Here is a 24,423-nt window from a genome sequence, read left to right as displayed (position 1 = left end):
GTCATCTCTTTTTTATTGGATGTTATCCTAGTGTTTGCAGCTTGGCTTTAATGAATTCAGCCACTATTTCCGGCTGTTCCAGTGGAAACATATGACCACCTGCTAAGACTGAATAATCAATGTGATAAATTTTCTTTAAGCCTTGCGGCAGCCCTTGTTGATAGAACTGGCTCTGTTCTGCAGTGATGAGATGAATGGGAACTTGCGGTGCTTTACGCGGGGTACGCCACCACCAGGCCGGAACTGTCCGGAAGATTTCTGCTTCAAGCTGTTTTGGAATTTTTAAAGTTACACCACCGCGCTGTTGATCTTCAACAATCCCACTGTCGATATAGTCCTGAAAACACTGTTCATCAAAATGCTTAAACAGACGATTCGATCTCAACGCTTCAACAGCGTCCAGCTGAGATGCCCAGTGGTCTTTACGCTTTAAAGTAATACCTGCCGGAGTAAAGCGATCAATACTTTTTAAATTGAGCTTTTTCACCAGTTCAAATAACGCACTGTTTTTCCCAATCACAAAAGGTGGATCCATAATGATCAGCTTAGAAAATAAAGCTGGCTTTTTATAAGCCGCCATCATCGTGACCAAACCACCAAAAGAGTGTCCAAGCCCGATCACTGACTGTCCTGAAAATTGCTGTTCTATATCGGCAATCACCTCATCCACCAAATAACGCCAGTCTCTAGTAATTGGATAATCTGGATTCATGCCAATCAAAGGAATACTTTTAACCGTATATTCATCCTGAAAACAGTTTAGGAACTTGCGATAGGTCGCTGATGGAATGCCATTGGCATGGGTAAAATGTAAGGCTGGCTTCATGCGGTGATATAGTTTTCAATCCATAATGTCTGCAAGCTTAACCTTAAAGATGAATAAAAATGAGCACATATTCTTCCTAAGCATGACCTTGAAGTCACTGAATGAAGGATAAAGAGCAGCTGGATTATTTTTGTGAAACTGTCAGATGCTGATTTGCCAGAAACTGGGCACCACAGCTGGCTTTATCACCTGCGACAATTACAGCCCGTCCTAAAACAGTGATGGATTGATCTTTGGCAATGGCGGTCACCATGCTATTGCACTTGGGACAGTAATGCTTCATGCCTTGTAAATGCACAGCGATGCCATGAATTAATACAGATTTTTCCGCTTCGACAACCACACCCCCATGTGAAGTTTGCGAGCCTAAAGTAATAAACGCTTGAGACATTATTTTAATTTCTTGTTATGGTTTTTTACCATTTTAACCGAAGATGATTTTTAACCACAACCATTTACTGATAGCTCATATCTTCAAGTATCTATCCTTAGCTTATGAAATAGTTTTAATCAGGTAGTGACTGATGATAGCTGTCCAAATTTCTTATAGAAAAATAACCATAAAAAAAGCAGCCCGAAGACTGCCTTTCCCTAGATGATTGTTATGGCTTAACCACTACCATCACCTGAATCGCTTCTGGTGTCACAGACAGACCTTCCAATAAGCTTAAACCTTCTTTCTGCAGTTTTTGCAGACGCGTGATTTCATCTTCACGGATGCTTGGGTTGAACTGTTTCAGGTAAGTCAGACGGTCAATTTCATATTGCCATTTGCTACCATACACTTCCTTCGCTTGTTCCTTGAATTGCGGCAAAGCAGCACGCGCCAGTTCTAGCGCTTGCTTATAACGTGCTTCAATCACATCACGGCGTGCTTTCACCACTTGGCGGCAGCTGTTGCCATCTAGATGATGTAAATACGGTTTTAAAATATCACGTGCAATTTTTTGCGATAGATCCTGACCTTTTTCACTCAGTAACACACGAACCAATTGTTGCGGCAAGCTTGCAGGCAAGTTCAATGCTTTTGGTGCAACCACATCGACCTTAAACCACACTTCTAGCAATACTGAACCTTGTGGTAAAGCAGCAGATTTTAAAACGGCAACGTTGGTACTACCAAAACCTTGGGTATTGATCATTTCCATTACAGATTCTGTAAATGGATGCTCAAGGGTTAAATACTGTGCATCTTCACGGATTTGGGCTTGATCACGATAGAACGTTGCCGTCATACCTTCTTCATCAAGCGTCAAACCTTGCACTTGCATTTGATCGGTTGGCTTAATGATCACTGTACCGTTACTTTGCTCATCAAAATCAATGTTGGTTGACGCCATAAAGCGCTTCATAAACATTGGCAACGTGGTGTTGTCATCATAGTCTTCAAGTGCAGTCACAATTTCTTGTGCCACAATTGGACGGCAAGAGTTGTACTCAAGCAAACGGTCACGACCCGCTTGTAGCTCAGCTTCTAAGGCTTCACGTTGTACGCTCACAGCTTCCAGCAATTCTTCAAAAGCCTGACCTTTGTCTGCTAATAAACAGTCTTTAAGATCAACAATGAAGTTTTCTTGTAAGGTTTGCGCCGTTGGTGAAATATTGCTGAAAATATTTAATGCTTCGTTATACCAACGGAACATGCGCTCTTGTGCAGTCCCGACAAGGTAAGGCACATGAATTTGAATGCGGTTTTCTTGACCAATACGGTCTAAACGACCAATACGTTGCTCGAGTACATCTGGGTTTGCCGGCAAGTCGAATAACACGAGGTCTGATGCAAACTGGAAGTTACGACCTTCAGAACCAATTTCAGAACACAACAAAATCTGCGCGCCATACGAATCTTCAGCAAAATATGCAGCTGCTTGGTCACGTTCAAGTAAGCTCATGCCTTCATGGAACATCGCAGTACGAATGCCTGCATGTAGACGCAGTGCATTTTCAAGCGCTTCAACCACTGGACCACTACGCGCAATCAATAACACTTTTTTGTGTTTTAACTCAGTACGCAGTTTTTCCATCAGCCACATCACACGTGGATCAGTTTCCATCCACGAGCCATCAAGCTGCATTTCTTCTGGCCACATTTGCTCACGCAATTTACCATCCATTGACCAGTTTTCAGGTGCTGGCAATGGTGCTGGCTGGCAGTCACGTCCCGGGAAGCCCTGAATGGCTTCACGGGTATTACGGAACAGAATACGGCCAGTACCATGACGGTCTAACAATTCATGAATCGCACGGAAACGCTGCTCAGGAGTATCTTCAATACGATGACCCAGCAGGCCTTCAAGTGCTGCCAGATGCCCTTCTTCAAGTGGCATATCCGACATCAGCACTTCTGCAATTTTTGCAGTCTGCTGATATTGTGCTTCTTCATCCAGGAAACGGTCTAATGAACTGAAACGTTGTGGATCCAGTAAACGTAAACGCGCAAAGTGCGATTCCACACCCAGCTGTTCAGGTGTTGCAGTTAACAGTAATACGCCCGGTGTTTTTTCAGATAGTTCTTCAACCAGATCGTAACGGTCGTTACCACCCTCTTCTTCACTCCACATCAGATGATGCGCTTCATCGACAACCAGCAGATCGAAACCAGCTTCAAGTGCCTGCTCACGCAGGTCTTCGTGGTCAATCATCAGGTCAACCGAAGCAATAATGCGTTGTTCAGTCAGGAATGGGTTCAGATCAGGATCGTGTTCTTTGATTGATGCAGTACGGGTCAGATCAAACAGTGAAAATTCCAGATTGAAACGACGGCGCATTTCAATCATCCACTGATATTGTAGTGAATCTGGCACCAGAATCAGAATACGTTCAGAACGGCCAGTTTTCAGCTGTTGGTGAATAATCAAGCCAGCTTCAATGGTTTTACCCAAACCCACTTCATCGGCAAGCAATACACGCGGTGCAAAACGTTTACCGACTTCGTGTGCGATATACAACTGATGCGGAATCAGACCAACACGTGAACCGACCAGACCACGTAGCGGGCTGCTTTGCATATTGGCTTGCATGAGCATAGCTTCAATACGCAAGTCATACCATTCTTTATAATCAATCTGGCTAGCCAGCAAACGGTCTAATGGCTTAGACAACTGAATGGTTGCACCGACACGGGTTTCATTCAGGGCTTTACGCTCTTCTGTACCATCACTTAAAGTACGTACCACCTGATAACGCACCACGCCGTTGCGATCTTCAAAAGATTCAACCGTCCAGGTATTGCCTTCCTGGTCTTGCAGTTCATCATTTATATTAAAAATGATGCGAGACAAAGGGGCATTGCTACGTGCATAGACACGGGTTTCATCACTTTTCGGGAATAAAATGCTGACCGATCGCTCATCAACATCAATGAGAACCCCCAGACCGAGTTCTGTTTCAGTATCTGATAACCAACGTTGACCAATAGCAAACTGCTGCAATTTTTCCACCTTTATCTTAAGTACAAGACTGCAAAGATTATGCTCAAAAATAACTTATCATTTGAGCAAAATTTCACACCTTTAAGCAATATATTTTGACATAAAGCCCACCAAAAGTGGGCATGAATAACGACGATTAAACAAGTATTTTCTAGAATGGCGCCGGGCAATGAAACTCGACTTTCTCTGCATTTTTAGGATGCACAAAACTGAGCTGCTCTGCATGCAGGCACAGGCGCGGCATCAGCTGTTGCTGTTGCGCTGTAGCATATAAGGTATCACCAATAATTGGATGACCGAGATACTGCATATGTACACGGAGCTGGTGTGAACGGCCGGTTATTGGTGTGAGTTTGACACGAGTAACCGGCTGTCCCTGAATTTCAAAATGCTCGATAGCCTGCCAATGGGTCAATGCTGGCTTATTATGGTTTGGTTCAGCAATATGTAGTGGCGGATGGCTTGGATCATAGATCACTGGCACATCGACAGTACCCTCTCCTTCTAATGTGCCGGCCACAATGGCTTGATAGGTTTTATCGGTTTGGCGTTCCTGAAACTGGCGCGAAATAGATTTTTGTCCTTCACGGCTCAGGCCAAATACCAGAATGCCAGAAGTGTCCCGATCGAGACGATGAATGAGCAGTGTTTTAGGTTCTAATTCTACTAATCTGTGAATGAGGCAATCTTGCAAATCTTCTGTTTTACCGGGAACCGTGAGTAAACCTGCTGGTTTATGAATGACCATAAAATCGTCATCACGATGTATCAGATGTTCGGTTAGAAAATTACTCAAGGTTCAATCCCTGGCTGATCGCGAAAAACAAGGCGGCAATGATAAAAAGCTTGGCACAGAATTACAATGTCGTTTTCTGTAATTGCCGATGAAATTTCCAATTATATTGAGAAAATTGCCCAATTAATGATTATCTGTGTGCTGATTGCAGAACAAAGCTAACCAGCTCCTCTAATGAAGGATGTTCATAAACATCTTCATAACGCACATTGGCACCGTTAGCACGCCATACACCAACCAGACTCACCACAGCGACTGAATCTAATCCGTATTGTCTTAAATCTACATGTGGATCAATTTCTAGTGCATCCATATCCAGCTGTTCTGCTACTGCTAACATAATGCCCTTAGTCGACAATACATATTCTGTTGGCGCACTCAGATTCCATAATCGGGTCAGGCTATAGCTATTCATATGATGCAAACCTTGTGCTGAAATATTATCAATCCACTGAATATGCTGTTCCTGATTTGACAACAGTATCGCATCATCAATCACGCAAATTTGCTCAGTCACACTCTGCAAGTGTGGCAAAATCTGTTTCAGCATCGGTGTGATCTGTCCGGCAAAAATCAGTTGCGGATGTGTTGAGGCATATTCACCAAGTTGTTGCATGCCTTGAATCAGGTCATCTCCATACAGGTCAACAATGGGAATATCCAGTGCCTTAGCCTTATTGCTGATCTGAATCAGATGGGTCATGAGGTCGCTGTCTTGTATGCCTGCCATCATCCTTAGGTTTTGCAGGCCTACCAGTACCAAAACAGATTGGGTTGAGGACAGCTGCCATTTGGCTTGGGAAGGAGCAAACTGGATTTTTTTGGGCATGGGGTAAAGCATGGGAGAATATTCATCAAATAATGTGTACAAATTACCCTTATGCTAACTTAGATGTAGAAAAATGATAAGTGTTAGCCTCTGCACTTTCGCATTACAGGAATACACCTACCACTTTTCCCGAGTGAAAATGTTTATTTGAAACCGAGCTCATATCGAATCAAAGCATCGTATTGCAATACTTAAATTTCAATCAGAATTGATTCACCTGTAGAACAATCACCATTACGCCATTGCCACTTTTCGATTAACTGAATTTTCCCATTGGCTTGCCTTCCAATCTCAGTCTGGCATTCACCTATACGCAACTCATTCATCTCATTAATATGATGATATGCCATCCTAAAGGTGTTCTTGGATGTCATAAAACCGAGCAAGTGCCCATACTGAATGCTACCACCTGAGTAAGTCGCCTCTATACGCTCTCCCACTTGAGAATAGTTAAAAACCGTCTCACCAGTCACTTCACCATTTGATGTATTTTTCGCATTTACAAATTTTTTGTTGTTGAGATTTAAGTACATTTCTACGCTTTAATTGACCGAAAATGGACATAACACCTTATCCGAAATGATCTTTTTGAGTCAAAATTTATTCATACCTAATATAAAAAAACCCAAATCATGTGATTCGGGCTTTGAAGCGGAACATTGATGTCGTCCATTTAGACTTTAAAAGTGATGTATGAGTAAGACTTATACTGATCCATTCACCTGTGCCAAAAACGTCTCAATCGCCTTTTGCGCAACCTCAGCATCTTGGAGTGATCTCACACCGGAAACACCCATTGCACCGACCAATTGCCCTTCATACATAATCGGTTCACCGCCTTCTAACATGCCTGAAAATGTATCCATGGTCAGAAAACCCATCTGACCGCCTTTAATAATATCTTCAAACAGTTTAGATGGACGGCGGCTAATCGCAGAACATTTTGCTTTTTCCAGACATAAGTTAGCCGTCATAGGCGAAGCACCATCCATACGCTTCATTGCAAGCAAATTACCAGTTTCATCTACGACCGCAATGCTGACATTAAAGTTATTCTGAATCGCATATTGGTGTGCTTCATTTAATAGAAATTCAGCATCGCTTAAAGTCAAATAGTGTTTGGTTTGCATCTTTAATTTTCTCTATTTTAAATTTAAATTTCCCCTAACCCTGAGCCATATAGGGCGCAAGAATACAGTAAGAAGTCTTTAAATTTTCATTTCTATTCGATAGATGAAAGCCCTCTCCTTTAGGAGATGAGTAGCACTGCTACGCAAGGGAGAGGGAAAACTATTTCAAATATGTTAGAAATTCTCTCTTGCACTAGAATTAGAAAAATCCATTTTAAGTCGTACAAGAGAGGATTTAAAAAATGATGAATTAAGCCTTCATCTCAGCAAAAGTTTCTTTAGCCGCTTGAATCGTGAATTCGATATCTTCATCACTATGTGCAGCTGAAATAAATCCTGCTTCAAATGCCGATGGAGCCAGGTTAACACCACGACTTAACATGCCATGGAAGAATTTTTTGAAGGCTTCTACATCACACTTCAGCATTGAATCGAAGCTGGTGATATCCTCCTGATTCGTAAAGTACAGGCCAAACATACCACCGACTTGTTGCGTCTTGAATGGAATGCCTGCTTCATCCGCAGCCGCTTGTAAACCAACCAGCAGTTTCTCAAGTTGCGCAGTTAATTTCTCATAGAAACCTTCTTGACGCAGATGTTTAAACATCTCAATGCCAGCACGCATTGCCAGTGGGTTACCTGATAAAGTACCTGCTTGATACACCTTGCCAAGCGGTGCGATGCATTCCATTACTTCACGTTTGCCTCCGAATGCACCCACTGGCAGACCTGCACCGATGATTTTACCTAAAGTGGTCAAATCAGGAGTTACGCCGTAATGTGCCTGAGCACCGCCAAGACCGACACGGAAACCTGTCATCACTTCATCAATAATGAAAACTGAACCATGCTCATCACATACATCACGAATGGCTTGAAGAAACCCGTCAATCGGTTTCACCAGGTTCATGTTACCTGCCACAGGCTCAACAATCACACCCGCAATTTCAGAACCGAACTTGGCAAAGCATTCTTTTAAGGTAGCGATGTCATTATATGGAAGTGTTAAGGTATGTTTGGCAAAGTCCGCTGGTACGCCCGCAGAAGTCGCTTCGCCCTCGCCTTTGGTCAAAAGCCCTGAACCTGCTTTTACAAGAAGTGAATCCGAGTGACCGTGGTAACAACCTTCAAACTTCACTATCTTATCACGGCCAGTATAACCACGTGCCAGACGGATCGCAGTCATCGTTGCTTCAGTACCTGAGTTGGTCATACGAACCAGTTCAATTGATGGCATGATATCGCAAATGATATCCGCCAAAGTCGTTTCATGAACCGTCGGTGCACCAAAGCTTAAGCCATCTACCGCAGCATCCTGAACAGCTTTAATAATCGCTGGATGCGCATGACCCAAAATCATTGGGCCCCATGAACCAACATAGTCCACATAACGTTTACCATCAACATCGTATAGATAAGCACCTTGTGCCTTTTCGATAAAGACTGGCGTACCGCCTACACCGTTAAAAGCACGTACAGGTGAGTTTACGCCACCTGGAATATGTTTATTGGCTTGTTTAAATAGTTGTTCTTGCTTTGGAGATAAACTCATGAGAATCACTCAACTCAAAAAAAATAAGATAAGAAATAAAAAAAATTAAACTTGTTCAGCAAATAGTTCTGACCAGTCATACACACGTTGACCAACAGTAGACATTGAACGACCTAAAACATCGCTAATAACCGCACAAAGATCCGCACCTGCCTCAATCACCTCTTTCGAGTTTTCAACAGTTAAGCCACCAATTGCACAGATGGGTACGTTCAATTGTGCTTTGGCTTGTTTTAAAGTGTCTAAACCAATATTGCCTGCTTCTGGCTTGGTGTCAGTCGCATAGATCGCACCAAACGCCACATAATTTGCACCATCAGCAATGGCTTGTTCGGCAAGCTCAAGCGAGTTGTTACAACTACGACCAATCAACACGTTTTTAGGCAAACGTTCAACAGCTTCCTGAATTGAGCCATCACCCTGACCCAAATGTACACCTACGCCATATTTCACCGCAGTTTCTAAATCATCATTAATCACAAATGGAACTTTATATTGTTCGCACATTTGTTTCATATATTCGATTTCATAAGCCTGATTTTCTTTCGCCACTTTTTTACGACGATACTGAAGTACTGCAACTTCATAAGTTGCCATCGCACCTTCAAGTTTCGCGAGAAGAAGTTCAATTGGATCATCATTGGTAATTAAATACAAACCGCGCATGACTGCCGCCATTCAAAATACATAAGCTATTATAGGCATAATCAGGAGCTTGATAACACCATACATGCCTATCTAAGGCTATATTTCAGTAGGGTTCTTTCATAAATCATTTTTAAATCACTGCAAAGGAAATTCCCTCTCCTTGTAGGAGACTTGCGGAGCATGCTCCTCAGGGAGAGGTTTTTTCTAAGAAATCCCCTCATCCTCTTGCGAAGTAACACTTCTCATCCCAGAGGGAGAAGGAACTTTCAATATCCATTTAAATATGGATATACCGATCATTTTTTGATTTATGAAAGAGATCTAGTAATCAAATACAAAGAATGCAGTATGAAAATAACCAGTTCATTTAATGGGTAAAATTAATAATTTCAGGGATAACTCATATCAGATATTTGAACTTCAATAAATCAAATAAAAATAATCATCAGTGGTGAATCTCTCATTTGACATCCTGATTTTATACACCCAACTTTTAGGAAAATTGCAGAATGTCAGCTAATTCTTCATTTCATATTATCGAATTTCAGACATAAAAAAAGCCCGGAGAAGGTCACTCCAGGCATGGAAAACTGTGTAATTCTGGCTGTTATATCCTTTGGTAAAAGATTACCATCAAACAACGCATTAATTATTAGAACATTAGCTCTAAGCTTGCAAGCGTTTTCATGTAATTTTGATGACCCGTCGATAAATTTTTTTATTTTTTAACCTGTTTTAACTGGGAATCTTGTCCTTATCACGGCTAATCAGGCTGATATTGCCACGCAGAACATCAGCAAACATACGCCAATCCGAGATAAAACTATATAACGGCTGCTTAAAGCTGGCAGGCTTGTTTTTCTCAAAAATAAAATGTCCGATCCAAGCACAGGCATAACCGGAGGCCAGTCCATAGAGAAAATATTTAGGTTTACGCTGTATGATCGCCTTACCAAAGAAACACAGCCCGATGCTACTCCCTGCCACATGCAGACGACGACTCATCATATTGCGGTGTTCAGTCAGATAAAAACGATAAAATTCATGATAATCACGGATCGGCATTGGCTGGCTAACTGCTAGCGTCAAATTCGCTTTAGGTTCTACTTGTGCATTCATGGCATCATCCTGATATTTTTAATTTCACATTAGCGCATTATTTAAACATTTAAAAGTGCGATTTCATGCAGCGAGATTTCTCAGCTATGTTTAATTTTCCTTGAATCTAGCATGCTTTCAACTGCTTAGGTATGAATAAATTCTATCAATTTAAACAGGTTCATGATTTTTCTAGCCCGGTCAAGTCTTACTAAAAAAATGATTTTGGTTACAATCTTCGACTTAAAAATTAAAAACATGATTGCTGCGTGCATGCGCTCAATTTCACAACATATGCAAAGCATCATCAGCTCTGTCTATCACCTTTATGGACAGCACAAACAGGACATTTATCATGGTTGAAGTTGAACTTAAATTTCAGATTCCTGCAGCGCGTCGCAATGCGCTGTTAAAGGCACTTGATCCAAAGAAATCCGAACAGATTCAACTGCAAGCCAAATACTATGATACCGAAGACCGTCTGCTCTCGAGAAATGGCGTAGCCCTGCGTCAGCGCCTGGAAGGCACACGCTGGGTACAAACCCTAAAAGCCGCAGGTAAAAGCCATATTGAACGTTTTGAACATAATCATGACTTAGGTGAACTGGAACGGACACCTGAACTGGATCTGGATATTTATGCCGCTGCACCAGAAGCACAGAAGATTTTAAATCACGCACTGGGTGATCAGGTCAACCAGCTCAAGCTACAGTTTGAAACAGATATTGCCCGTACCTTGCGTGTGATTGAATATGAAGGCACTGAAATTGAGGTTGCGCTCGATGTCGGCGCCATCCGGACCTTGGAAGCCGAACAGGAAGTGCATGAGGTTGAATTTGAACTAAAAAGCGGTTCAGTTGAACAGTTATTGGCTTTCAGCTTTGAATGGGTCAAGAAATATCAACTATGGCTCGATGTCCGCAGCAAGGCAGAAATCGGTAACCTGCTTGCAACTCAGCAAAAAGTCAGCCCGGCAGTCCAAGCCAAAGAATTCCAGCTCAGCAAAAAAGATAGTGCAGCCAAAGCTTTATGCAGCCTGATTGCCCAGCAGATGCAGCATTTACTGCCAAATATCGCAGCAATCTCGGCACAGGTAGCAAAACAGGAGCATATCGATCAGGCTCAGCAGGCACTCGAGCATTTGTATCTAAGCGTTCTTTTATTTAAAAACTGGCATTCTGGCATTTCAGACAAATGGGCACATCAGCTGGAAGCGTTTAAAAAGCAGTTTGAACATTTGCAGCATTTACAGCATATGCAAAGCACCTTAGCCGCCTTTTTACAGAATCCGACCACAGCAGAAAACCTAAATAAAGACATTTTATATGCCAAGGAAAAACTGGGTAATCTGGTGAAGTCGACACAAAATGTGCATCACTATCTGGAACTGCTGATCTTTAGCCTGACAGAAGATATCAAAAATACGCAGGATTTAAGGACTGTCGCGCAGGCAACTTTGCAACAGCAATATAAAGCTTTACAAGAGCAGATGAACCAGACTGAAATCCATGATTTTGAACAACTGGATCTGCTTGCGGTGCGTATTCAGGAGCTGAAGTTCAGCTTTCCAATTCTGACTTCTATTTATGATGTGAAAAATCTTCAAAAATACAGCAAGGCGCTGAATGATGCGCAGCTAGCAGCAGCCGAATACCAAATCCTGGCCTCCTCTGCAGTATATATTCAACAGACCGAGCTTGAAGCCAGTGACTGGTTTGTCCTGGGCTGGCTGACTGCCAAACAGGAAGTTTATGCACAAAAACTGCTAGAAGCCACAGAACAGTTCCTGGTGAGCCGCAAGTTTTTAAAATAAAGTCGCTTTAGCAAATTTTATTAGAGTTGTAGAAAATCTATCCTAAAGCACTTCTGCCACAGAGGTGCTTTTTTGTTGCATTTGTAGCTTATCTTTTCCCATCTCTTTGGGCTATATTCACTATTATAAGTATTAAAAGCCGTATCGAGGAGAAGCACCCGATGGCAGAAATCGAACTCAAATTCCAAGTCCCTTCTCACATGCACGCACAGCTGCAACAAGACTTTGCCAGTTTAACGCTAGTGCGTAATAATCTCTGGGCTCGTTATTTTGATACGGCTGATTTACAACTGCGCGAACATGCGATTGCTTTACGGCAGCGCCTGGAAAATGAAATCTGGCTACAGACTCTTAAAGCTCCCGGGAAACAGCCTTTTGAGCGTCTGGAAGTGGAATTTGAGTTAGGAAAAGAACAGCCAGAACAATGTGAGCTCAAACACTATAAAAGTTATCCTGAAGTCAGTGAACTGCTCAAAGAAGCATTAGGCTCATTAAAAACTCCTTTAATTCTGCAATTTGAAACCGAAGTGCAGCGTTCTATTCATGTAGAAAACTATAAAAACAGCGTGATTGAAATTGCGTTTGATCAAGGTGAAATCCGGCATGGTACAGAATTTATTGCCATCTATGAGCTGGAATTTGAACTAAAACAGGGACAACTTAGTGAACTGATCGAATTTGTACAGCCCTGGATCCAGCGTTATGATTTATGGCTGGACAGCCGCAGCAAGTCAGATCGTGGCTATGCCTTGATTGAAGGCAGCAGTATTACACCTGCTCAACATCAAATGCCACTTGAGTTAAGCAAGAATGATAGCCTACATGGCATGTTGCAGAAAATTATTAGAAATACCTTGCAACACCTACTTCCTAATGCGACGGCGCTGTCTACTGAACATTATGACAGTGAACATATTCATCAAGCTCGGGTCGCTATCCGTCGTCTGCGCAGTGCCTTACGCTTTTTTAATGTCGATGAGCTAGAAATTCCTCTAATTTGGGTGGAACAACTGACTGAGATTTTTCAGCAACTCGGTGCAGCACGCGATCGGGATGCCCTGGCAGAAAGTTTATTGCCACAACTTGAAGCTGCCGGATCACCAGTCCTGACCTTACCACCGGCAACAGAAGAAAATATTCAAGTAGAACAGGTGTTCCGAGAGCCAGAAACCAATTATCTGATACTGGACTTACTCCGTTATAGTGAGGCTGAACCTAAACAGATCAGTACAGATATTCGTGTGCTGTATAAGCGTCTAAGCAAATTACATCAGCAAATCTGCGCCGATGCCGAACAGTTTTGTGAGCTCGCAATTGAAGATCAGCATCGTACCCGTAAGCGGGTAAAGCGTTTACGCTATAACACCGAATTTCTGCATAACCTGTTTCCGGCCAAACAGGTGAAAAACTATATCAAGGCTTTAAAACCGTTACAGGAAAGTCTAGGGCAATTTAATGACCTGCATGTTGCAGAAAGCCTGTATCAGCCTTATGCGAAACGAAAACCTAAAGCCTGGTTTGTGCTTGGCTGGTTATATGCGGAGCAACAGCGACTGCAAAAGGAAATTCAGGTAGAGTTACAGCAATTTGCTCAAGTACAGCCTTTCTGGAAAAAATAGATCAATAGATATCTTTCATAAATTAAGAAATGATCGTTATATTCATATTTAAATGGATATTGAAAGTTCCTTCTACCTCTGGGATGAGAAGTGTTACTTCGCAAGAGGATGAGGGAATTTCCATTACAGTGATTCAAAAATGATTTATGAAAGAACCCTAATAAACACTTAACGATATTTACCGTACACTTTCCAGGTATTGTTATCGGCAAGCGGATCGTTATAACTGTCACTGCGCTGTTTACGTGGCTTATCTCGTGCATCTACCAGTTCGAAATGCTGCTCTACGCTCAGGACAATACCATTCACATAGAATCGAGTCCGAGTATATTCACTTTGCCCGTGTTGAAACACATAAGTGCGCAAATCAACAAATTCACGATGTGCCACCAATGCTGCTGTCTCATCACTGTCTAACCAGCGTTGCATTGCCTGAATCTGCGCCGGCTCAAATTGACCGCATTTTTCTATCAGACTGGCAATGCCACGAAAAGTTTTTGATTCTTTGGCACGGGTTTTATTGATCCGGATACGATCGACATGAAAATAGAATAATGGCAGATTTAGGTGGCTCGGCAAATGAACCGCATCCAGCACTTCATCTTCCATAAAGGGCTGAAACAGATCCTGTGCCCTTTCAATCAGACCAGTCCACTGACGATAATATTCTTCCACCTGTGACTTGCTGCCATAGTAAATTGGCAGCCCTTCGACATTGGCCAGATTTACCGGAGGCCAGATATTTTGGCGTAATAAGGCAATGTCACTTTTCAGGCTTTGTACAGCAATTGCATCTTGCATGGGAATCACATTTTTATGCTTAGGCTATTTTTAGATTAAGGCAAAGGTTTAGTTTCTGCAAGGCTTTGCCTATAATGAGTCGATTAAGATTTTAGTGTCAGGAAAAATTCATGGTTCAAAAGATTGAAGCGACCGATGTAACCGAAGAAGAAGCGTTAAATGCTGCATTCTTTGAACGTGCTGATGAATTTATCAAGCAAGCCAACGAGTTCAGCCGCGTAGAAAAAGGCTCACAGGAAAGCCCGAGTGAAAAACGCGGTCAGGTCAGCGCTTCGATGCTGTTTGCGACTGCCCGTTTTAATACCTGGGTGGCAGCCAACAATTTCAAAGATGGCAATGAAATGCGTGATGCCAAAGATCAGGTGATGTCTTACGTTCTTCAGCAGTTCCAGATGATGCTGGAAGACAATTATGACGAGTACTGCGAGCAGTTTGAAAACTACTTACGTTTCCGTCATAACGAAGAATTCCATGCCAATAAGCATAAACATGATCATGACCACGATCATTAATGCTTAGCCCTTCGGGGCTTTTTTTATGCCTGGCAATTTTAGATTAACTTTCTGCATTGACGCCTGTATTATTTTACTTCTATATAGCGATAAGAATTATTCCAATAACAACAAGGAAAGTCATGCAGCTCAATTTCCCTATCATCGACCCACATATCCATCAATGGGATCCATATCACACCCCTCATGCAGCAGCACTGGCAGTCAAACTGTTTGGTAAGTATCCCCGCCTGCTGGACCGTATGGTGCGCCTCCTGAATCCAAAACCGATTATTGAGACGATAGGTCTGACTGAACACATTACCGCACCTTATCTGCCTGCCCATTACAAACAGGATATTGGTCATTATCAGGTCGAACAGGTGGTACATATTGAAGCTGGCTGGCATGAACACAAAGGCACAGGTGTCGTCAATGAAACCCGATTTATAGCCGGCTTGCCTTTTCAGGCACATGATCTGGCACTGGGTGCAATTGTGGCTACGGCGGATCCACGAAGGAAAGACTTTAAAAAGTTACTGCAACTCCATCAGGAAGCTTCGCCTAAATTTCGTGGGATCCGTAAAATGGCTTCCGTGCATCCGGATAAAGGCGTACATGCCTGGGCTGATGAACCGCACCTGTATCTCAATAAAAAATTCCTGAAAGGATTTGAACATCTGGCTAAAGCCGGACTGAGTTTTGATGCCTGGGTCTATTCCACCCAGATTTCTGATGTGATTCATCTTGCCAAAAACTTCCCTGAAACACCGATTGTGCTGGATCATCTCGGTACGCCAGTTGGTCTCTTTGGTAAAGTCGGTAAAGGTACTGGAAAAACTGCGCAGGAAAGGCAAAGGATTTTAGAAAACTGGCAGGCAGATCTGGCAAAACTGGCAGAGTGTCCGAATGTCATGACCAAAGTCTCTGCACTATTTATGCCAGTGCTGGGTCATCAATTTCATCAACAGCGACGATTAGCCTCCAAAGCGGAGCTGATTGAACATGCCGCACCTCTGATTCAGCATGCCCTAAAATGCTTTGGAACGGATCGCACCATGTTTGCTTCTAATTTCCCTATGGACCGGGTGAGTGCCAATCTAGTTGATATCATTGGTGCCTTTAGCGATATCGTGCATCACTATGATGAAAATGCTTTAAAATCTGTCTTTTATGATAATGCAAAAACCTTTTATCGATTGTAGTGACGAGTTGCTCAATGCTTGAGATTAATCATGTCAGTTTCGGTCAAAAAACTGGGTGTGTGGTTTTGATAGTATGTGTGAGTTGGATCAGCTCTTACTACTATCAATAACTCATCAAACATCCGCTTAATTATGATATTGCCATTGGATCGATTTTGATGGGTGGCGGTGTCTATATATTCTTATTTCTCATCTATGGATGGCAGCCTCAACTCGCGGTGCTTGCTGGCATCATCGGTGGTCTTGGTTTTAGCTATCGAGCAACTTAAATAATTATTTTCAAATAAAAAACCCTTCATAAATGGAGGGTTTTTTTATCGAATTTACAGGTTTAGTTTTGGGTTAATGTCACCTGATTTACTGGCTGCCCATATTGATCTGACATTACTTCGACCAGCTGATCTGCATTTAAATATTTCTGAATCACTGCATCGATATCTGCTTTGGTTAATGCTGCCACCGCGCGGTCGCGTTTCTGACGATAGTTCAGGTCACGGTTACGTTCCAGCTGAGGCACCAGCATGCTATGAATACGGCGATCATCTTCCAGTGCAGTGACACGTTTTTTCAGAATACTGGCTTTTGCAGCTTCGACTTCTTGTGCAGTGACACCTTTACTACGTAACTCAGCAATCACCTTACGTATTGAATCCGATACTTGACCAGATCGTCCTGCGGTATAGTTCGCACCAAAGGCCAAGGCACCGGCGTTGTCCCATTCAGCGAAATCCACATTGGCACTAAAGCCATAGACCAAGGCATTCTTTTCACGTAATTCCTGTGCCAAGCGTGAAGACAGTTGCGAATCACCCAAAATGTGTCTTAACACCAGTAATGCTGGTACATCTGGATGATCTGAACCCACCGGAATTGAAATGGCGGCGACATAGCTGCCAAACTCGCGCTGTTCCGATAATGCATGTACCTTTTCAGCAGTACGTGCCACATATTCAGACTCGAGGCGTGCATAAGGCTCATTGCTATTCCAATCTTCAAATTCCTGCTTGATCAGTGTCTGCATCGCTTTAGGTTTAAAGTCACCGGTCACTGCGACACGAGCATGATGAGTTTTGAAGAAACGTTGATATAACTGCTGAACCTGTTCACGCGTCGCTGCCTGGATCTGCTGTTTAGACAAATCAGGTTCAAAGTGATAACGCAAATCTCCCGGCTCATAACGCTCAAGCAGACGCGCAAAAGTCAGACTGGTCACTGTATTCGGTTCTGTATAAGGACGATCCAGACTAGACAAGGACTGAGACTTGATCAGGTCAAACTGACCCTGCTCAAAAGTTGGATTCTTCAACACGTCCAGAATATATTTAAAATATTCCTCAAAATGTTCTTTCTTGGCTGAAATCGAAATATTCAGGCCATTACCTGAAGCACTGACATTGGCCGAGCCACTCACTTCAATGGTCTTGTCTGAAATCTGTTGCAAGCTCTGAGTTTCAGAGGCACGCATGATTAAGTAAGCCATCAGATCCAGCAATTCACCCTTATGCTTGAGTGTTTCAGCTGTACCGAAATCCAAGGCAATCGTTGAATAGACTTTGTCATCACGGGTTTGGGTGGGGAACAAAGCATACTGAATGCCATTTTGCAGTTTGCCACGCTGGATCTGCTTTTCTTTACTTGTAAGTAGCTTTTTTGACTCCTTCACATACTGCTTCACTTCAGCCTGATAAACCGAAACATCTTTTAATGGTTCTTCAGTGACAGGCTGTTGGTCCAGAGTTGGTTTGGCTTCTGCTAGCTGTTCCTGCTGTTTGGCTTTTTTCTGATCTTCAGGTGTAGGCACAATATTACCCTGGATACGGTATTCCGCTTTAAAGAAATCTTTATAAATGGTGTTAGCATCCGCCACAGTCAGGTTTTGAATCGCATTCAGATCTTTAAAATATTTTGCCCAGTCCCCATTGGAAGACGCAATATAATCACTCAGGCGTGAACCTAGCGCTGCTGCATTATTTTTAATATTTTCAGCTGCATTGCGGCTCATATTTTTGACCCGGTTCAGTTCAGTTTCATTAAAACCTTTACCCTGTTCGACACCGTTCTGCAAAGCCTGTTCGACCTTTGTTGCATCATGATTCGGGGCATAGACTGCGCCCATGAAGACCATATTGAAGTCTTTATCTAACCAGGTGGCCGACTGTACAGCTGTCGCCGTTCCCTGCTCGACCACACCCTGATACAGATGCCCGCTCGGCTGCAAGGTATACAGCGTTGGTGTGACCGATAATGCGTTCTGCTTAGCTACTTCTGAGCGGTTCAGATAGATATTGAATTTAGCATAATCACTGCCTTTAGCCACAGTAAACTGACGCTGTTTAATCTGTTCAGGACGTAACTCCGGCACTTTTGGCTGTTCTGGTACAGGACGCGCCTGGATTGGACTAAAATGCTGATCAATATATTTCAGTACCTGTTTCTTATCAAATTTGCCTGAAATCACCATATACGCATTATTTGGTGCATACCAAGTCCGGTAAAATTGATTCAGTTCCTGCATATTGATTGATTGCAGCTCATTTAAATCACCAATTGGCAGACGACCGAGATGCTGGTTGCCATAAGCAGATTTAAAGATCTGATCCATCAATACAGAAAATGGCTGATCCAGACGGATTTCACGTTCACGTTTAACGATATCAATTTCAGTCGGCACATATTTTTCTTGCAAGACCAGTTTGTCCATGCGTTCAGCTTCAAGCTGAATCACCGCAGCCAGTGCCGTGCTTTCAGGACGAACCAGATTGGTATATTTGGTGGAATAATAATCCGTACTGGCATTGGAGGAGAGTGTGTACTGATCCAGACGGCGCTGGAATTCATCGCCTTTAATATTTTCAGTGCCCTTAAAGGCTAAATGTTCTAAGAGATGTGCCAGACCACCCTTACCCTGCGGATCGTTCAATGAACCGGTGAAATAAACCGTATTCATAAACGTTTTATTTTCTTTATCATTCGGTGCAAGGACAATTCTTAAACCATTATCCAGTTTATATTCTTCAATATTCTGTTCTGTTTTTACCAATACCGGTTGAGCAAAACTGAGCGTCGCCGCGCCCATTAAAAACATGGAAAGTGTTAATTTTTTAAAACGTAGTGACATTCTTGATCCAGCAAATTTAAACATGAACTTTCTTATTCAGTGAACATAATAGAGAATGATTCTCATTTTTGATAGTTGTATTTTTATAAAAGCTACTGAGAACAGCAGCTTTTGGACATATTATCTAATTAAAGCAGAATTTCAGCCTTCATATATAGCTTGCCATAACCTGAAATTTCAATCCGATCATGATCCTGCATCTCACAATACAGCACACCACCCCGGCTTGACCCCTGATAAGCGACCAACTGCTGCTTTCCTAATTTTTCCGCCCAGATCGGCACGATCCCGGTATGAATTGAACCCGTCACTGGATCTTCATTAATACCATTACTTGGCGCGAAATAACGCGATATACAGTCATACTGTTCTGCACCCGCCGTTAAGGCGACATCCAGTAGTGGGCCTGTTGCGGTAATCGCGGTACGACGGTCATTGACCTGTTTTAGCAATTCGAAATCTGGCGTTTCATCTAGCACATCCTGTACAGACTCATATTCGATAATATAAGCCTGTTCATTCAGATAGACATTCTTAAAAGATTTGGTCAAGGCTCCACGCAGGATAGCAGGATATTCATCGACCAAAGTTGCTCGACGAACTGGGAAGTTCATCCGGATCTTGCCATCTTCATCCTGACTCACTGTAAAAATACCAAGATTTTTTACATGAAATCGGATGGTTTTATATGAAGTATAATCCAGAAATAACACAAAGCTGCTGGCTAAGGTTGCATGCCCACAGAAATCAACTTCTCTGGTTGGCGTAAACCAGCGAATTTCATAATTCTCTGCATCCATAGCCTTCACAAAGGCGGTTTCAGATAAATTATTTTCCAGCGCAATGTTTTGCATCAGGTTTTCATCCAGCCACTCATCCTGCACAATCACCGCAGCAGGATTACCCTTGAACAGCTCCGTAGTGAACGCATCCACTTGATACATTTTCATTGCTTAAGCTCCTTTTGTTTAGCGCTTTAGTTTAAAAGCTTTTTTCGCCAAAAAAATTTATATATGTTAATAAGCCGATAAGCGCATAATTTTTAGCAAATACATTTATTTTAAGGTCTTCAATGTCTAACTCCCATCTCAAAGCTGTACCCCTGGAAAAATCCTATCGTTTGCTCAATCACGGCCCAACAGTACTGGTCTCTGCCAGGGATCAGGAAAATGCGGATGTTATGGCCGCAGCCTGGGCCTGTGCACTGGAATTCCAGCCAGCCAAAGTCACTGTAGTTTTAGATAAGAGTACTAAAACCCGCAAGATTGTTGAAAATTCCGGTTACTTTGCCTTACAAGTCCCAACGCTTAAGCAGCTGAACATGGTGCAAGACGTTGGAACGATCAGCATGCATGATCAACCAAATAAGTTAAAACAATGTGGTGTGGAACTATTCCAGTTTGACCAGTCGGATATTCCTGTTGTGAGCGGTTGTGCTGCCTGGCTGCTGTGTGAACTGATTCCAGAACCGCATAATCAGCAAACGCATGATCTGTTTATTGGCAAGGTCATTGCGGCTTATGCTGACGAACGCGTGTTCCGTGATGGACACTGGTATTATCAGGACGTGGAACGTGAATGGCGTAGCATCCACCATATTGCAGGTGGGCATTTCTATACCATCGGCGATCCGGTTTCAGCAGATGATCTAGACTGATCACTCCCTATACATTCTTAAAATCAGATACACCAATCATCAATAAACATAGACCCAGCATCTGCATATGCCAGGTAATTGTGCTAATTTACTAAATAACTTCAAACGGTTTGATTGAAATGATGCCTTTTAAAATTCACTGTATAGACGTCAAAAATAGCTTACAGAATTATATCTGGCTGCTGGAACATACAGACTCCAAACAAGTCGTGGCTGTTGATCCTACAGAAGCTGGGCTGGTACAGGAATATTGCCAGCAGCATGGACTCGAACTGGCACAGATCTGGTTAACCCACTGGCATAAAGACCATATTGGCGGTGTACCTGAACTGATTCAGGATAAAAATATTCCGGTATATGGTCCTCGTGAGGAACTGAGTAAAATTCCATTTATCAGCCATCCTCTGGAGCATGAAGATAAATTCGATTTTCATGGGATCAATGTCAGCATCATCAGTGTACCGGGACACACTTTAGGCCATATTGTTTACTTTATCGATGCGCTAGATGTGCTGTTCTGCGGTGATACCCTGTTTGCGATGGGCTGTGGTCGGGTATTTGAAGGCACTTTTGACCAGATGTATCACTCCCTCTCCCGTCTGGCTGCATTACCTCCGCGCACCAAGGTGTACTGCACACACGAATACACACTTTCCAATGCCCAGTTTGCACTACATGCAGAACCGGATAATCTGGAAATCCAGAAACGCCATGAACAGGTCGAACGTCTGAGAATGCTAGGCCAATGCACCTTACCAAGCACGATTGAAATTGAACTTAAAACCAATCCTTTCTTGCGTGCAGACAGCGTTGAAGAGTTCGCCCGCTTAAGAACCTTGAAAGATAATTTCTAATTCGGGTTTTTATAGAATCTGATTGCTTTGCGCGTAGGCATCCAGCTCTGCTTGGGTCACAACGCGTAAAGCATGCATTTCATCCACCCGAACCAGTAATAAACCACCCAGTGCTGGCTGATAACGTCTTGCACTCCCGAATGGCGTATATGCCACTTGAGACTGTACGGTAAATTCGATCCAGTCTTCATGTCCTAACATGACAGCAACCGGTGTCTGACCCTCTTGCTGCATACGTTCAATACAGTCCTTTACATACTGCTCAATATTTACTTGTGTCATATTCAGGCTCACTATTTTTTGCCAGTATAAATTATTCTATGCATTGATCGAGGATCACTTATTTCAAAAAATGATCGACTAGATGACTGCTGCAATCTCTACCCGAATTGAAAGGAATATCACCTCAACCAGCTGTAGATTGTTCCTGACTGCAATCTGCTCAAAACTTCATAATGATTAAAATACAATCACTCAGGGATAAATATCTAATATTTAGTTACAACATTCAAAAGCATTCATAAATCATAAATTTAGCTATTTATTGATGAATTTTCACTCAATTATTTGTCTATAAAAAAGGCATTTTCAGGAAATTTAAAGAATTTTTAAAATTTCTCCCTTTAAAAAATTTTAATTCACCCTAATTTATTAAGGAATAGTGATGAAGGAGTTATCTCGTGAAAAAAGTGGTGAAAGCAAAAAATCTTCTGGCATTTCGTTTATGGCTTGAAAAATTGGGGTATTCGGTACGTACCTTGGCAGACAACCGTGGTTTTACCTTCAGTTTTAAAAAAGAATATGGTCTGGTGACCTGTGATCTCTCTGGCAATACCCTTGCGATGCAATTAGGTGAAGAATTCGAAGACCATTTGAAAGCTTAATTTGCGTCACTTTTAACGCGAAAGATCAATTCAAACATCTTAAGCTAAGGTCAAGCTAGCCCATTTCGATGGGCTTTTTTTATGGCTATAAAATTTCAGGCAAAAAAAAACAAGGCATCAACCTTGTCTCTTTTGAGTGGTGGGGACGGAGAGACTCGAACTCTCACACCTCGCGGCGCTGGAACCTAAATCCAGTGCGTCTACCAATTTCGCCACGTCCCCATCGGGTACCAACTTATCGTTGGATTTCTCAAACTTTAATGGCAGAGGATCAAGGATTCGAACCTTGACGAACGGTTTTGGAGACCGTCATGCTACCATTACACCAATCCTCTACTCGGCCATCTCTACTCATTCTCATAAGTAAATTTGGTGGGGACGGAGAGACTCGAACTCTCACACCTCGCGGCGCTGGAACCTAAATCCAGTGCGTCTACCAATTTCGCCACGTCCCCGATGGCTGTGTATATTATAGAGATCATTTCCCTTTGACAAGCCATTTTGCAAGCAATTAAAGCCTAATCTGCTATAAATTAAGCGGTTAAATGTATTTTTTTATTTTTCATCAAATTAATACAGAAAATTGAGCCCTTTTTATTCTTTTTCTATCAATTAAATCATTGAGATCATTCGTCTGCCTTGCCCGCTCGTTCACTTCTATAAATAGCAAGTCAAAAGTTTCTTTATAATTCAAATTATCTGGTCTAACACGGGCCTATTCATCTACCCTGTCAAATTTCAGGCAAAAAAAAACAAGGCATCAAACCTTGTTTCTTTAAATTTGGTGGGGATAGAGAGACTCGAACTCTCACGCCCAGAAGGCGCTGCGACCTGAACACAGTGCGTCTACCAATTCCGCCATATCCCCGCTGAACTGTATATTATAGAGATCAGACTTTATTGACAAGCGCTTAAATAAGCAATAAAGCCTTATTTAATCAAAAATTAAGCAATTAATTCATCTAGGCATTTTGATGATCAGATTTTAAAAAATAACAGCAATTTCAACCAAGAATTGTTATTCATTCACATTTTGTAGATCGTCTTTTTTAAATGCTCTTTCATAAGCAGTAATGCGATGACAAATCACTGTCAATTTAAAATGACTCAATAAAGCTTAACTGTTTTTATAAACCCGATTTATTATACAAACCAGCTAACAGCTCCTCTTTTCTAATCTCAAAGTGAGCAAAAGCAATATCTTAAACTCTTTATAGTTTTTCTTTGAATGATTCCTATAGAATGAAGAAGAACAGTATTCTCTTAAAGACTGAATTAGAGAGGAAAGCTTGCCATCAAATTTCAGGCAAAAAAAAACAAGGCATCAACCTTGTCTCTTTTGAGTGGTGGGGACGGAGAGACTCGAACTCTCACACCTCGCGGCGCTGGAACCTAAATCCAGTGCGTCTACCAATTTCGCCACGTCCCCATCGGGTTCCAACTTATCGTTGGATTTCTCAAACTTTAATGGCAGAGGATCAAGGATTCGAACCTTGACGAACGGTTTTGGAGACCGTCATGCTACCATTACACCAATCCTCTACTCGGCCATCTCTACTCATTCTCATAAGTAAATTTGGTGGGGACGGAGAGACTCGAACTCTCACACCTCGCGGCGCTGGAACCTAAATCCAGTGCGTCTACCAATTTCGCCACGTCCCCGATGGCTGT

Annotated in this window: 21 protein-coding genes and 7 tRNA genes; 7 read left to right on the top strand and 21 right to left on the bottom strand. The window is 42.3% G+C overall.

The genetic code is table 11. The annotated features are described in order from the left end of the window. Positions 1-22: 22 nt before the first annotated feature. The 10 genes from IHE35_RS05550 to IHE35_RS05505 form a co-directional block, all read right to left on the bottom strand. Positions 23-826 carry an alpha/beta hydrolase gene (locus tag IHE35_RS05550; RefSeq protein ID WP_242789651.1) on the bottom strand — a complete coding sequence of 268 codons (804 nt, stop codon included), beginning with the start codon at positions 824-826 and terminating at the stop codon, positions 23-25. 124 nt (positions 827-950) lie between these two features. Further along, positions 951-1,217 carry a PAAR domain-containing protein gene (locus tag IHE35_RS05545; protein WP_242789650.1) on the bottom strand — a complete coding sequence of 89 codons (267 nt, stop codon included), beginning with the start codon at positions 1,215-1,217 and terminating at the stop codon, positions 951-953. Between the two features lie 211 nt (positions 1,218-1,428). Continuing rightward, positions 1,429-4,266, bottom strand: a complete 2,838-nt coding sequence (gene rapA, locus IHE35_RS05540; protein ID WP_242789649.1) for an RNA polymerase-associated protein RapA — start codon at positions 4,264-4,266, stop codon at positions 1,429-1,431. Between the two features lie 142 nt (positions 4,267-4,408). After that, positions 4,409-5,053 (bottom strand): RluA family pseudouridine synthase, encoded by a 645-nt coding sequence (locus IHE35_RS05535; RefSeq protein ID WP_242789648.1) that lies wholly within the window; start codon positions 5,051-5,053, stop codon positions 4,409-4,411. 130 nt (positions 5,054-5,183) lie between these two features. After that, positions 5,184-5,894 carry a phosphopantetheine-binding protein gene (locus IHE35_RS05530; RefSeq protein WP_242789647.1) on the bottom strand — a complete coding sequence of 237 codons (711 nt, stop codon included), beginning with the start codon at positions 5,892-5,894 and terminating at the stop codon, positions 5,184-5,186. 179 nt (positions 5,895-6,073) lie between these two features. Continuing rightward, positions 6,074-6,415: a hypothetical protein gene (locus IHE35_RS05525; protein ID WP_242789646.1), complete on the bottom strand. Its 342-nt coding sequence runs from the start codon at positions 6,413-6,415 to the stop codon at positions 6,074-6,076. Positions 6,416-6,586: 171 nt separating this feature from the next. Further along, entirely contained in the window at positions 6,587-7,012 is a 426-nt protein-coding gene (locus IHE35_RS05520; protein ID WP_242789645.1) for a heme-binding protein, read from the bottom strand. A gap of 250 nt (positions 7,013-7,262) precedes the next feature. Then, the gene (hemL, locus tag IHE35_RS05515) at positions 7,263-8,564 is read right to left on the bottom strand and encodes a glutamate-1-semialdehyde 2,1-aminomutase (RefSeq protein WP_242789644.1); all 1,302 of its coding nucleotides are present in this window, start codon (positions 8,562-8,564) and stop codon (positions 7,263-7,265) included. A 45-nt stretch (positions 8,565-8,609) separates the two neighbouring features. Beyond that, complete coding sequence (gene thiE, locus IHE35_RS05510) at positions 8,610-9,230, bottom strand: thiamine phosphate synthase (RefSeq protein ID WP_242789960.1); 621 nt, start codon at positions 9,228-9,230, stop codon at positions 8,610-8,612. A 717-nt stretch (positions 9,231-9,947) separates the two neighbouring features. After that, the gene (locus IHE35_RS05505) at positions 9,948-10,331 is read right to left on the bottom strand and encodes a DUF962 domain-containing protein (RefSeq protein WP_242789643.1); all 384 of its coding nucleotides are present in this window, start codon (positions 10,329-10,331) and stop codon (positions 9,948-9,950) included. Positions 10,332-10,665: 334 nt separating this feature from the next. On the opposite strand from IHE35_RS05505, the gene IHE35_RS05500 reads away from it, so the two are divergent. Continuing rightward, positions 10,666-12,123, top strand: a complete 1,458-nt coding sequence (locus tag IHE35_RS05500) for a CYTH domain-containing protein (RefSeq protein ID WP_242789642.1) — start codon at positions 10,666-10,668, stop codon at positions 12,121-12,123. Between the two features lie 161 nt (positions 12,124-12,284). Continuing rightward, complete coding sequence (locus IHE35_RS05495) at positions 12,285-13,742, top strand: CYTH and CHAD domain-containing protein (RefSeq protein WP_242789641.1); 1,458 nt, start codon at positions 12,285-12,287, stop codon at positions 13,740-13,742. A gap of 168 nt (positions 13,743-13,910) precedes the next feature. Here the strand turns inward: IHE35_RS05495 and IHE35_RS05490 are convergent, their stop codons facing one another. Then, the gene (locus IHE35_RS05490; RefSeq protein ID WP_242789640.1) at positions 13,911-14,543 is read right to left on the bottom strand and encodes a hypothetical protein; all 633 of its coding nucleotides are present in this window, start codon (positions 14,541-14,543) and stop codon (positions 13,911-13,913) included. Between the two features lie 110 nt (positions 14,544-14,653). Here IHE35_RS05490 and IHE35_RS05485 point away from each other — a divergent pair, with 110 nt between their 5' ends. Both IHE35_RS05485 and IHE35_RS05480 read left to right on the top strand, forming a co-directional pair. Continuing rightward, positions 14,654-15,055 carry a DUF3144 domain-containing protein gene (locus IHE35_RS05485; protein WP_242789639.1) on the top strand — a complete coding sequence of 134 codons (402 nt, stop codon included), beginning with the start codon at positions 14,654-14,656 and terminating at the stop codon, positions 15,053-15,055. A 122-nt stretch (positions 15,056-15,177) separates the two neighbouring features. Further along, complete coding sequence (locus IHE35_RS05480; protein ID WP_242789638.1) at positions 15,178-16,239, top strand: amidohydrolase family protein; 1,062 nt, start codon at positions 15,178-15,180, stop codon at positions 16,237-16,239. Between the two features lie 331 nt (positions 16,240-16,570). Here the strand turns inward: IHE35_RS05480 and IHE35_RS05475 are convergent, their stop codons facing one another. After that, a complete protein-coding gene (locus IHE35_RS05475) occupies positions 16,571-19,357 on the bottom strand; it encodes a pitrilysin family protein (RefSeq protein WP_242789637.1) in 2,787 nt (928 codons plus the stop codon). Positions 19,358-19,485: 128 nt separating this feature from the next. Continuing rightward, positions 19,486-20,307: a PhzF family phenazine biosynthesis protein gene (locus tag IHE35_RS05470; protein ID WP_242789636.1), complete on the bottom strand. Its 822-nt coding sequence runs from the start codon at positions 20,305-20,307 to the stop codon at positions 19,486-19,488. 122 nt (positions 20,308-20,429) lie between these two features. On the opposite strand from IHE35_RS05470, the gene IHE35_RS05465 reads away from it, so the two are divergent. Beyond that, positions 20,430-21,014, top strand: a complete 585-nt coding sequence (locus tag IHE35_RS05465; protein ID WP_242789635.1) for a flavin reductase family protein — start codon at positions 20,430-20,432, stop codon at positions 21,012-21,014. 119 nt (positions 21,015-21,133) lie between these two features. Further along, positions 21,134-21,868 (top strand): hydroxyacylglutathione hydrolase, encoded by a 735-nt coding sequence (gene gloB / locus IHE35_RS05460; protein ID WP_242789634.1) that lies wholly within the window; start codon positions 21,134-21,136, stop codon positions 21,866-21,868. Positions 21,869-21,877: 9 nt separating this feature from the next. Here gloB and IHE35_RS05455 read toward each other — a convergent pair whose 3' ends face one another. Further along, on the bottom strand, positions 21,878-22,150 hold the full coding sequence (locus tag IHE35_RS05455; RefSeq protein WP_242789633.1) for a hypothetical protein: 273 nt from the start codon (positions 22,148-22,150) through the stop codon (positions 21,878-21,880). A 398-nt stretch (positions 22,151-22,548) separates the two neighbouring features. On the opposite strand from IHE35_RS05455, the gene IHE35_RS05450 reads away from it, so the two are divergent. After that, positions 22,549-22,752, top strand: coding sequence for a hypothetical protein (locus IHE35_RS05450; RefSeq protein ID WP_004812366.1), 204 nt, complete (start codon positions 22,549-22,551; stop codon positions 22,750-22,752). A 137-nt stretch (positions 22,753-22,889) separates the two neighbouring features. Here IHE35_RS05450 and IHE35_RS05445 read toward each other — a convergent pair. The 7 genes from IHE35_RS05445 to IHE35_RS05415 form a co-directional block, all read right to left on the bottom strand. Further along, positions 22,890-22,974: transfer RNA gene (locus IHE35_RS05445), tRNA-Leu, on the bottom strand. A 39-nt stretch (positions 22,975-23,013) separates the two neighbouring features. Next, positions 23,014-23,087 (bottom strand) — tRNA-Trp (locus tag IHE35_RS05440). Between the two features lie 35 nt (positions 23,088-23,122). Next, positions 23,123-23,207, bottom strand: a tRNA-Leu gene (locus IHE35_RS05435). Between the two features lie 327 nt (positions 23,208-23,534). Next, positions 23,535-23,620, bottom strand: a tRNA-Leu gene (locus IHE35_RS05430). Between the two features lie 476 nt (positions 23,621-24,096). Then, positions 24,097-24,181: transfer RNA gene (locus IHE35_RS05425), tRNA-Leu, on the bottom strand. Positions 24,182-24,220: 39 nt separating this feature from the next. Further along, positions 24,221-24,294: transfer RNA gene (locus tag IHE35_RS05420), tRNA-Trp, on the bottom strand. A 35-nt stretch (positions 24,295-24,329) separates the two neighbouring features. Next, positions 24,330-24,414 (bottom strand) — tRNA-Leu (locus IHE35_RS05415). Between the last annotated feature and the right edge of the window lie 9 nt (positions 24,415-24,423).

This window comes from Acinetobacter sp. ASP199, from assembly GCF_022700675.1.
In the GTDB taxonomy this organism is placed as follows: domain Bacteria; phylum Pseudomonadota; class Gammaproteobacteria; order Pseudomonadales; family Moraxellaceae; genus Acinetobacter.
The sequence above is the reverse complement of the archived record's forward strand: the minus strand, read 5'-3'. Positions and strand labels throughout refer to the sequence as shown.

Coding starts and splice junctions, on each gene's coding strand:
- IHE35_RS05550 (WP_242789651.1), bottom strand. CDS start 826: ATGAAGCCAGCCTTACATTTTACCCATGCCAATGGCATTCCATCAGCG.
- IHE35_RS05545 (WP_242789650.1), bottom strand. CDS start 1,217: ATGTCTCAAGCGTTTATTACTTTAGGCTCGCAAACTTCACATGGGGGT.
- IHE35_RS05530 (WP_242789647.1), bottom strand. CDS start 5,894: ATGCTTTACCCCATGCCCAAAAAAATCCAGTTTGCTCCTTCCCAAGCC.
- IHE35_RS05525 (WP_242789646.1), bottom strand. CDS start 6,415: ATGTACTTAAATCTCAACAACAAAAAATTTGTAAATGCGAAAAATACA.
- IHE35_RS05520 (WP_242789645.1), bottom strand. CDS start 7,012: ATGCAAACCAAACACTATTTGACTTTAAGCGATGCTGAATTTCTATTA.
- hemL (WP_242789644.1), bottom strand. CDS start 8,564: ATGAGTTTATCTCCAAAGCAAGAACAACTATTTAAACAAGCCAATAAA.
- thiE (WP_242789960.1), bottom strand. CDS start 9,230: ATGCGCGGTTTGTATTTAATTACCAATGATGATCCAATTGAACTTCTT.
- IHE35_RS05505 (WP_242789643.1), bottom strand. CDS start 10,331: ATGAATGCACAAGTAGAACCTAAAGCGAATTTGACGCTAGCAGTTAGC.
- IHE35_RS05500 (WP_242789642.1), top strand. CDS start 10,666: ATGGTTGAAGTTGAACTTAAATTTCAGATTCCTGCAGCGCGTCGCAAT.
- IHE35_RS05495 (WP_242789641.1), top strand. CDS start 12,285: ATGGCAGAAATCGAACTCAAATTCCAAGTCCCTTCTCACATGCACGCA.
- IHE35_RS05490 (WP_242789640.1), bottom strand. CDS start 14,543: ATGCAAGATGCAATTGCTGTACAAAGCCTGAAAAGTGACATTGCCTTA.
- IHE35_RS05485 (WP_242789639.1), top strand. CDS start 14,654: ATGGTTCAAAAGATTGAAGCGACCGATGTAACCGAAGAAGAAGCGTTA.
- IHE35_RS05480 (WP_242789638.1), top strand. CDS start 15,178: ATGCAGCTCAATTTCCCTATCATCGACCCACATATCCATCAATGGGAT.
- IHE35_RS05475 (WP_242789637.1), bottom strand. CDS start 19,357: ATGTCACTACGTTTTAAAAAATTAACACTTTCCATGTTTTTAATGGGC.
- IHE35_RS05470 (WP_242789636.1), bottom strand. CDS start 20,307: ATGAAAATGTATCAAGTGGATGCGTTCACTACGGAGCTGTTCAAGGGT.
- IHE35_RS05465 (WP_242789635.1), top strand. CDS start 20,430: ATGTCTAACTCCCATCTCAAAGCTGTACCCCTGGAAAAATCCTATCGT.
- gloB (WP_242789634.1), top strand. CDS start 21,134: ATGATGCCTTTTAAAATTCACTGTATAGACGTCAAAAATAGCTTACAG.
- IHE35_RS05455 (WP_242789633.1), bottom strand. CDS start 22,150: ATGACACAAGTAAATATTGAGCAGTATGTAAAGGACTGTATTGAACGT.